The sequence below is a fragment of the Massilia psychrophila genome (assembly GCF_002760665.1).
Classification (GTDB): Bacteria; Pseudomonadota; Gammaproteobacteria; order Burkholderiales; family Burkholderiaceae_D; genus JAFCUW01.
The window spans coordinates 86,772-95,733 of the sequence record NZ_PDOB01000017.1; the positions used below are offsets into that span (position 1 = coordinate 86,772).

General features: G+C 63.2%; 12 protein-coding genes. 8 read left to right on the plus strand and 4 right to left on the minus strand.

All coding sequences use genetic code 11. From position 1 onward, the window contains the following. The first annotated feature begins 38 nt into the window (after positions 1 to 38). Entirely contained in the window at positions 39 to 287 is a 249-nt protein-coding gene (locus CR103_RS22075; protein WP_143752589.1) for a hypothetical protein, read from the plus strand. 196 nt (positions 288 to 483) lie between these two features. After that, positions 484 to 774 carry an ABC transporter transmembrane domain-containing protein gene (locus CR103_RS22680; protein ID WP_180279368.1) on the plus strand — a complete coding sequence of 97 codons (291 nt, stop codon included), beginning with the start codon at positions 484 to 486 and terminating at the stop codon, positions 772 to 774. 108 nt (positions 775 to 882) lie between these two features. On the opposite strand, the gene CR103_RS12430 is transcribed toward CR103_RS22680, so the two are convergent. Continuing rightward, positions 883 to 1,635 (minus strand): glutathione peroxidase, encoded by a 753-nt coding sequence (locus CR103_RS12430; RefSeq protein WP_099916296.1) that lies wholly within the window; start codon positions 1,633 to 1,635, stop codon positions 883 to 885. A gap of 14 nt (positions 1,636 to 1,649) precedes the next feature. On the opposite strand from CR103_RS12430, the gene CR103_RS23410 reads away from it, so the two are divergent. Continuing rightward, complete coding sequence (locus tag CR103_RS23410) at positions 1,650 to 1,964, plus strand: hypothetical protein (protein WP_229443035.1); 315 nt, start codon at positions 1,650 to 1,652, stop codon at positions 1,962 to 1,964. Between the two features lie 91 nt (positions 1,965 to 2,055). Next, positions 2,056 to 2,361, plus strand: a complete 306-nt coding sequence (locus CR103_RS12440; protein ID WP_180279369.1) for a transposase — start codon at positions 2,056 to 2,058, stop codon at positions 2,359 to 2,361. 57 nt (positions 2,362 to 2,418) lie between these two features. Here CR103_RS12440 and CR103_RS12445 read toward each other — a convergent pair whose 3' ends face one another. Beyond that, positions 2,419 to 2,742, minus strand: coding sequence for an antibiotic biosynthesis monooxygenase family protein (locus CR103_RS12445; protein WP_099916298.1), 324 nt, complete (start codon positions 2,740 to 2,742; stop codon positions 2,419 to 2,421). A gap of 70 nt (positions 2,743 to 2,812) precedes the next feature. After that, positions 2,813 to 3,604, minus strand: a complete 792-nt coding sequence (locus CR103_RS12450) for a LysR substrate-binding domain-containing protein (protein WP_180279370.1) — start codon at positions 3,602 to 3,604, stop codon at positions 2,813 to 2,815. Here CR103_RS12450 and CR103_RS12455 point away from each other — a divergent pair. The 3 genes from CR103_RS12455 to CR103_RS12465 are packed head-to-tail and all read left to right on the plus strand — an operon-like array spanning position 3,596 to position 6,256. Beyond that, entirely contained in the window at positions 3,596 to 4,189 is a 594-nt protein-coding gene (locus CR103_RS12455) for a DMT family transporter (RefSeq protein WP_229443036.1), read from the plus strand. The genes CR103_RS12450 and CR103_RS12455 overlap by 9 nt on opposite strands. 44 nt (positions 4,190 to 4,233) lie before the next feature. Then, entirely contained in the window at positions 4,234 to 4,737 is a 504-nt protein-coding gene (locus CR103_RS12460) for a PH domain-containing protein (RefSeq protein ID WP_099916300.1), read from the plus strand. After that, positions 4,730 to 6,256: a PH domain-containing protein gene (locus CR103_RS12465; RefSeq protein WP_099916301.1), complete on the plus strand. Its 1,527-nt coding sequence runs from the start codon at positions 4,730 to 4,732 to the stop codon at positions 6,254 to 6,256. The genes CR103_RS12460 and CR103_RS12465 overlap by 8 nt, the downstream gene beginning before the upstream one ends. Before the next feature lie 204 nt (positions 6,257 to 6,460). Here the strand turns inward: CR103_RS12465 and CR103_RS12470 are convergent, their stop codons facing one another. Next, on the minus strand, positions 6,461 to 7,444 hold the full coding sequence (locus CR103_RS12470; RefSeq protein ID WP_099916302.1) for a Gfo/Idh/MocA family protein: 984 nt from the start codon (positions 7,442 to 7,444) through the stop codon (positions 6,461 to 6,463). A gap of 247 nt (positions 7,445 to 7,691) precedes the next feature. Between CR103_RS12470 and CR103_RS12475 the strand changes: the two genes are divergently transcribed. After that, a complete protein-coding gene (locus CR103_RS12475) occupies positions 7,692 to 8,780 on the plus strand; it encodes a hypothetical protein (protein ID WP_099916303.1) in 1,089 nt (362 codons plus the stop codon). The last annotated feature ends 182 nt before the right edge of the window (positions 8,781 to 8,962 follow it).

Here is an 8,962-nt window from a genome sequence, read left to right on the forward strand (position 1 = left end):
GCCCGGGTCGGCAAGTGACGCCACCACATTGCGATGGCATGAGCCTGGTTGAACGCATCGCCATTCTAACCTGCGGCCGCGCGACCGTCGCGGCGGGTGCGAACGCCGCTGTTGCAAGCGGTCTCATGTTGCATTTGACGACCCAAATCATAGCACTGACCGTTTCAACAGGTTCATCAACCAGCCAATCAATCAATCAGGCTTGCGCGGACGGATATCCGGACTCATCCATTGACCTGAACATTGACGCCGCAACAACATTCTTACTACATAAAAATCCATATTGAACATATCAAACCAGCGCCGCTGGTGACTATACCGGGCCGATGCTGCACGTCTTTTTTGGGAGAACTGTTATGCCACGCGATGATGACGGCGTACCGATCCGATGCGAGGTGCTGGAAGCGCGCGGGCAGCGTCACATCGACACCATCGTGCTGCCGTGTCCGAAAAGATCGACCTGCAGCACCGTCGCCGCCTGGCGTGACAGCTACACCTTGGCGGCGCCAGGCGCGCGGCCGGGTTATCACACGCCTGCCCGCGCACCTGAACCTGCACTGGTTCGGCAACATCAATCAGATGATCGCTGCCGTGTCCGGCGCTCTGGCGCTCTGGCTCGGCATCGGCATGGTGCTCGATGGCGTGTTCACGGTCGGCATGCTGATCGCGTTCACTGCCTACAGCGGCCAGTTCGGCGCGCGCGAGCCGGGCGAATCGGTGGCCGTTACCGGCCCTTGCGGCTGCGGCAAGACCGCGCCATGCTTGCCGCGATGATGCAGGACGACGTGCTGCTGGCCGGCTCGATGGCCGAGAACATCAGCTTTTTCAACCACCCGCCCTATTATTGTCAGGGAATAATCTCAGCAAGCCGGCGCTGCGCAGCTATGCCGGACCGGTCTGGTTGAAATAGGCGCCGATCGCGTCGGCATCGCCGATCAGTTTTCCGCCAATAAAAACTTGCGGCCAGGTCGATTGACCGGACACGGCGCGCAGTACGCTCGCGTTGATCTTGTGGTCCTGGATTATTTCAGTGTACACGCACCCCTCGCGCTCGAGAGTGGCTTTGGCGCGGGCGCAATGCGGGCATCCCGGCTTGGCGAACACGACCACCGGCTCGGGAATGTCGGCGTTCGCATTGATGTAGTTGAGCATCGTTTCGGCGTCCGACACTTCCAACGGATCGCCTTCCTTGTCCGGCTCGACGAACGCTTTCTGGATGACGCCGTCCTTGACCAGCAGCGAATAGCGCCAGGAACGCATGCCCAAGCCGAGGTCGCGCTTGTCCACCAACATCCCCATGGCCTTGCTGAAGTCGCCATTGCCGTCGGGGATGAAGCTGATATTCCCGGCATCCTGGCCGGCTTGCCATTCATTCATGACAAACGCATCATTGACGGAGATGCAGACGATGTCATCGACGCCGTTTTTCTTGAACACCGGCGCCAGCTCGTTATAGCGCGGCATGTGACTCGAGGAGCAAGTCGGGGTGTAGGCGCCTGGGAGCGAAAACAGCACCACGTTTTTTCCTTTGAAAAGCTCATCCGTGCTGACGTCTTTCCACTGGTTGCCGGGCCTGGCCTTGAAGACGACCTGCGGTACCGGTTTGCCTTCAAGCGTTTCTGGAGTCGGGAGCATGGAGGTTCCTTTCAATGGCTGAGCAATATGCAACGGGCTTCCTGGCCTTCGCGACTTTCTTGGTTATTATGCTCTCGTACGTCGCCGCGCACGGTTGCGCACGTACGCGCTGCGCGCAGTTTCAGAATCATCTCGCCGAACAGCGTGTTGACCCCGGCGAACCGCATGCAGTTGAATCTGCCCGGATCGTACTGGCGGAAAGCGTATTCAACAGCGGCGACGAAGTGTTCGCCGTCCTCGACGGGGTCGTCGACATGCATTACCGCGTGGCGCGGCGCGCATCCTCGCGGTCGAACAGGAAGGCAGTGTCTAGCCTGAATTTTGCATAAAGAGGGAGCGAGCAAGAATGGCGTAAGTGATTGAATAAATGTAATTTATCCCTAAGCCACATTGACCAACACGAATGCCACCTTGCCCAACATGCGTTCTCCCCCCGAGCAGCTCGGTTTTGCATCCATTCCGACCGTAGCGTCCGCGCCGATTTCGCCGGCGGCGGTGTGTCGTCCGATCTCGGCCCGGTTCTGCTGCGGTAAAGAGGCCGGGAACGACTCGAACAACTTGCGCCACGACCCGATGTTCAAGCTTGGCGCGGCCCGCTTACCGTTCGACGATGGCGCTGCGCTGGCATCGTCGGCGACCGTCTTGCGCGTCGAACATGCGGCGAGCCGCCAGCAGATCTATCGTGTCAGCGCGGCCCTCGACTGGAGCCGCATCGGCAGTTTGTGAAACATTCAGGCTCGAAGGACAACCGATGGCCTGAAGGCAGTTCCGGGACGCACGAAGTCAGATCGCCGTGACATCGTAATCGCGCTCGACGCGGCAGATGCGGGTTGTATAGGCGGCGTACCAGGCTTTGAGGCCAAGTTGCTGGGCGATGAGGTGCGAGGCCGGCACCTTCCACGCCGCAATCGCTGCCAGGCTTGCCCAGTAGGACACCGTGATGCCGACTTCCTCGCGCGCCGTCTCCATGCCAAGAAAGCCCGGCTGCCGGGCTGCGCTTGCAGCCATGGCTTCGCTCATGGCGCTGTAGCCGTCGTCACGCGCAGTACGAATCGAAGTAAAAATAACCGCGTAATACGGCGCGGCCGGGGTGGCGGCTATTGGCATTTTCTGCTCCCTGAAACAGCTGCGCTGGCCGCCGTTTGGTGATCGGCGATTTGAAAAAACAGGTGTACGCTCATTTCGCGCTTTCTGTTGCGCTCTTGCGCGCGATCTCGATAAAGGCCTTCACGGCAGGCGCGGCGCGCGCCAGGTCGCGCAAGCCGACCCGGCGCCGGATAGCCGGACGCAGCGCCACCGTCGCCAGTTGCAGATTGGTGCGCGCAACGTCGGCCGGCAAAGCCGGTTCCGGCATGATCGAAATGCCCCCGCCCGACTCGACCATGCCGAGAATCGTCAGCACCTGCGTCATGCGGTAACGCACTTGCGGCGCCAGCCCGTGTGCGGCGAACACCGGCAGCACCAGCGGCCAGGCGCACTGCTCGGAGAGGTTCAGGGGCTCGCCGGCCAGGTCGGCCGGCGTCACAAAAGCGCGCCTGGCCAACGGGTGGCAGTGCGGCAGGACCGCCACCATCTCGTCCTCGGCCAGCGGCACGGTATTGAAAGCGTTATCCGGCAACAAGACAAAGCCGATGTCGATCCGTCGCTCCAAAATCCACTGGCGTACTTCCTGGTCCGGCGCTTCGTCGATTTGCACCGCGATGCCAGGATAGCGGGAGCGAAAGGCCTCGAGGATGGCCGGCAGCCGCTTTAACGATGAGGTGGGGCCGAACGACCCGACCCGCACCAGACCCTCGCTCAGGCCGCGCGCGGCCGATGCTTCCTGCGTCATCGCATCAAGCAGGCCGAGGATCTCGCGTGTGCGCGTGAGCAGCCGATTGCCGACCTCGGTTAGCGCCGCCGCCGCGTGCTGGCGCGACACCAGTTCGACGTCAAGTTCATTTTCCAGCGACTTGATGGCGTGCGACACGGCGGACTGGCTGATGCCGAGCCGCTGGCGGCGGCGGCCATGATGCGCGAGCGGCTGAGTGGGCGCAAATGGTTCGGCATCGCGCTTGCATTCGTCGGCGCGGTGATCGTCATCACGCGCGGCGACTTCGCCGGCACTGTGCATGATTTCAAGAGCTCGCTCGGCGCCGGCGAGTTGTTGATGCTGGCCAGCGCGTGCAGCTGGGCTGCCTACACACAGATCGGGCGCCACGCGCTTACCGAGCTGTCGCCTATCGCGGCCACGACCTATGCGGCTTTGTGGGGCTGGTTCTTCCTCGCGGTCGGCGCCGCCGGGCAGATCAATCAGGTCGACTGGAACACTGTCGGCTGGACCAGCTGGGCCGCGGTCGGCTACCTCGGCGCCATCGGCACGGTGATCGGCTTCGTCTGGTATTACGAAGGCGTAAAAGCCCTGGGACCGTCGCGCGCGGCGGTCTTCAACAACCTCGTGCCGACGTTCGGCGTCGGCTTCGGCGCGCCGCTGCTGCTGGGCGAGCCGGTGCTGGTATCGATGGTGGTCGGCGGCGTGGTCACGGTGGCCGGCGTCATGCTCGCCAGCCGCTGACACGCAGTACAATAATCGTCCGGCCTTAACCACGGAGTTCATGTATGTCGTCCCTGCCCGCTCCCACCGCAACGTCATTGCCGAAGTTACCGGCATTGCTGACGGTTTGGCGTTATGTCTATGCGAGCACGGGCATCATCAGCGGCATGGTTGCCGGCGCCGTGCTGGCCTGGATGTGCGCCAAACTGGGGGCGGCGAGCATGATCTTGTATGCCTTCGCGCTGCTGCCCACGCTGGCTTTGGGCGCAGTTGGTTTCCTTTACGCCGGAAAAAAATATTCAAACTACCAAGCCGAACTGCATGCCGACCAAGGCGTGGTCCTGTACGACGGGGTTTGGTGGCGCACCGAAGCATGGGTTCCGATTGCGCGCCTGCAGCACATCGATGTGAGCCAGGGTCCGCTCGACCGGCGCTGGGGTATGGCGACGCTCACGCTGCAAACCGCCGGCACCCACGACCACGCGACCCGCATCGCCGGCTTGCCGGTCGCGCGGGCGCACGCCTTGCGCGCGGCGCTGCTGCCGCAATCGCGGGCGCAGCATGAGTGAGCAGCGCAAGCATCTGCATCCGCTGTCGTCGATATTCCTGCTCGGCAGCGCGCTCAGGCAAATCGCCTTGCCGCTCGGCGCCATGCTGTTCTTTGGCCGCGACGCCAACAATTGGGAGGCATGGGCCGCCCTGCCGGTGCTGGGCGTCGGCGCCTGGACGGTGCTGCGCGCGCGCTTCTTCCACTACGAGGTGGGCGAGTCTGAATTGCTGGTGCGCGAAGGCGTGATCGATCGCGCGCAAAAGCATATTCCATTTACCCGCATTCAAGGCGTCAGCCAGCGCCGCATACTGCTGCACCGTCTGCTGGGGGTCACGGAAGTGCGCATCGAATCGGCTGCCGGCGGCAAACCGGAAGCGGTGATGAAGGTCTTGAGCCTGCCGGCCGCCGCCGAACTGGAAGCGCTGTTGCGCGACAAGAAATGCGCCGCGCCCGCGACGCTGTCCGGGCCAACCGCGGCGCCCGCGTCATCCGTTCTGCACGCCCTGCCGGCTTCGGAAATCCTGCGCCTTGGCCTAGTGTCGAACCGCGGCATGATCATGGTTGGGGTGGCGTTCGGCCTGGTCATGCAAAACGACACCCTGCGGTTCAATTTCGGCAAGCTCGTGCGCCCGCTGGTGCGTTGGACGGGCCGCCTGATGCAGACACAGGTCGAATCCGGCAATGCCTGGATTTTGGCGGCCGGCGCAGCCCTCGGCCTGCTGGGTATGCTACTGCTGTTGCGCCTGCTGTCGGTGCTGCTGGCCTTCTTCCGCTACCATGGATTTACGCTTGCGCGCGACGGCGAGCGCCTGCTGGCGCAGCAAGGCCTGCTCACCGTCGTGCGCAACGGCGCGCGCTTGCCGCGCCTGCAGCGCTGGGAGCTGGAAGAGACCTGGTTGCACCGGCGTTTTGGACGTTGCCGCCTGGCGGTTTCGGTAGCCGGCTCCCGGCACGGGCAAGAACATGCACATGGCGCGTCGCCCGACACCGGCTTCGAGGAACTGGCCCCGATCGCCACGCCCGCCCAAGCCCAGGCCTTGCTGCGTGTGTGCATTCCGGCGCTCGACTGGGATCGCCTGAACTGGCGGGCACTGCATCCGGCCACTGTCAAGCGGCGCCTGTTCGGCCAGGCGCGCTGGGTAGTGCCGGCGCTGCTGGCCTGCGCCTTGGCAGACGCTTTTTATGCGTGGCCGCTGCCTTGGCCGGCCCTTGTCGCCATCGCTGCCCTGCTGGCGCTGGCCATGCTGTGGCATGCGCGTGCCTGGGCGCGCTTTGGCGCTATCGCCGAGACCGGCGACGTGCTTCTGTATCGCAGCGGCGTATGGACGCGACGGACGATCGTGGTGGTCGGCGCCCGCCTGCAAAATCTGCGGCTCTACAGTTCGCCGCTTGACCGCAGCCTCGGCATCGTGCACCTGCAGGCGGACACCCAGGGTGGCTCACGCAATCATCGCGCCCTCGACGTTCCCTGCCTGGGCCGCGGCGCGGCCGACACTTTGCGCGCAAGCCTGTGGCAGCGCATCCAGGGCGCCGTGTAAAGGCGCCAAGCCGATTCGACATCGGCGCCGCCTGGCCCGGCATTTGCGTACTCGTCGAGAAATAAAAGCGAAGCTTTGGCAAACGGATCCGGATCCGATGCAAGGCGGTCGTTGCGCCGCAGTGCGAGCACGGCAAGCGGCGGCCAACACAGCAGCGCGCCGGTGATGGCAGCCAACCTGCACATTTATTTTTTGGCGGGCACTTTAGTCGTCAGCCGGGTAGCGCAAGCCGATCTGCACGCGGATGGTGTCGAGCACGCGCATCAGCGCCAGCGTTTCGTCAAGCGGCATGCCCGCGCTTTCAAGCAGGCCTTCGCGCACGCAGCGCGTGGCCTCGATCGCTTCGTGCACGTAGCCGTTGCCGAGATACGGCGTCGGCACCACCCGCGTCGAGCCGCTTGCCGACGTTACCGTCAGCGACGGCGAGCGATGGAAACTGGCGTCCATGCGCACCTGGCCGAGCGCACCCGAGACGGTCAGTTGGTTCGACGTTTTTGCCAGCAGCGAGCACGAACAGACCGACATGGCGCCGCCGACGTGCAGCAGGTTAAAGCCGGTTTGCGCATCGACGCCGGTCTCGCTCATTTCGGCCAGTGCCGACACTTTCGTCACCGGCCCCATGATGGCGGCGGCGATCGACAAGGGATAAATGCCCAGGTCCAGCAGCGCGCCGCCGCCGAGCTCGCGGTGATTGACCCGGTGCGCCGGGTCAACCGGCGCGTAAAAGCCGAAGTCGGCGTGCAGCTGGCGCGGCGCGCCGATTTCGCCAAGGGCGACGATGCGCCGCAGTTGCGCCAGCGCCGGCATGTACCGCGTCCACATCGCCTCCATCAGGAACAACTTGTTTTGACGGGCCAGCGCGACCATTTTTTCAGCCTCGCGCAGGTTCATGGCAAACGGCTTTTCGCACAGGACGGCCTTGCCGCCCTCGAGGGCCATGGTGGCGTTCGCGGCATGGACCGGATGCGGGGTGGCGATGTAGATGATGTCCACTCCCGGCGCGTCGCACAATTGCTGGTAAGAGCCATACGAAACGGGTGAGCCGAACTGGCGCCCGAACTGCTCCGCGCTGTTGCCACTGCGCGAACCGACCGCAGCCAAGATGGCGCCAGGCGTGTCCATCAGGGCCGTTGCAAATGCGTGGGCAATATTGCCGGTGCCCAAGATGCCCCACCGAACCGGTTCCATGTTATCGCTTCCAATCATGCAACCGCCCTTGGTTAAATGTCGATCGCATCGAGCTTACACTGCCAACCGATTCGACCGGCATCGCTTGCCACCGCCGTACAACAAATTTTCGAATAGTTAACAGCTATCATGCGGTTTGATTTCCTTTTTAGCATTATTGCTGAAATTAGGGATAGATTGGATGGCAGCATAAATTTATTGGAGAAACGGACCCGGCATATCGGCCCACTTTATAAGGAGACACTACATGAGCATCCGCTTTCGTCATTCCTTGCGCACACTGCTACCCACCCTCGCCCTGCTGGTTCAAGTTCCCGGGGCAGCGGCCAGCACCTTGAACCAGAACGCGTCATGGACCATCGACCGGGCCGGCACCACCACCAAGTTCCGCTCGGTGGCCTACGGCGATTCAATCTATGCCGGCTACAACGGTTCCGTCAGCAGCGCGGCAAAATACGCGGCGCCGACGGTCAACGCGGAATATTTGGCGGCGCAGTGGGGCGCCGACATCGAAAGTGTGCGCCGCACCAAGTCTGGTGCGGTTGCCTCGGACGTGTACAACAACAAGATCGTGGCGGAGCGCTCGTATATGCAAGCGAGCAACACGCGCGTCGTCACCTTCGAGATGTGCGGCAACGATGGCCTGCAGGCGCGCGCCGCCTTCAAGAGCCAGACCGGTACCTGCAATTACAGTCGGATGGCAGCGGCGGAAAGTAGCTGCAAGACGTATGTGACAGCGGCGATGGACTACATTAACGCCAACGCTTATCCTGGCGTCAAGCTGAAGGTGATCTCCAACCTGCACTATCCGGGCTATGCCGTGGACACTGCGCAGAGTTCCTGCAAGGACGCCAGTACCGGGGCCACCGTCAAAATGCAGGACAAATTCCTGCCTTCCCTCGCCAGGATGAATTACATGATGTGCGACGTGGCGCGGCAAAAAGGTTTTACCTGTGCGGACAACTTTGCCCAGTACATGGCCGCCGACTACGATGCCAACGGCGACGGCCAGGTCGACTCCGATGGCCTGCGCTATGTCGCCGGTGAAAGCGAAGCGAGCTATGTCGCCCGCATCACATCGACGCTGCGCTCGACGATACGTGACGCCAACACGCATTTCGTGTCCTCGAGCAGCAGCTACGATTACATCCAGTCCGACGACACCCACCCGACCTACAACGGCAGCACCATCACCTCCGGCCTGTTCGGGTCCACTACCGGCAGCGGTGCGGCGCGCTACAGCGCGTTCAGCGGCGGCAAGAGTCCTATCTGGAATCAATACGGCCACGAGCGCATTGGCTGGGCGGTGTCGACCTACAATCCGTCCGCACCCTGACGGCCAGGCGTAGATCTTGGCATCGTCACCTCGTTCCAGGCCAGTGCCGGCCAGTACCGGCAAGGGCGCTGCCGGCCGCGCCTGGCGCCCGGCCCGGGGCCGCCTCGTCATCGCGCTGTTACTGGCCGTCGCCAGCGTCGCCGCGCTGTGGCGCCTGGCGACGCCGCCCGGGTCCGGCGCCA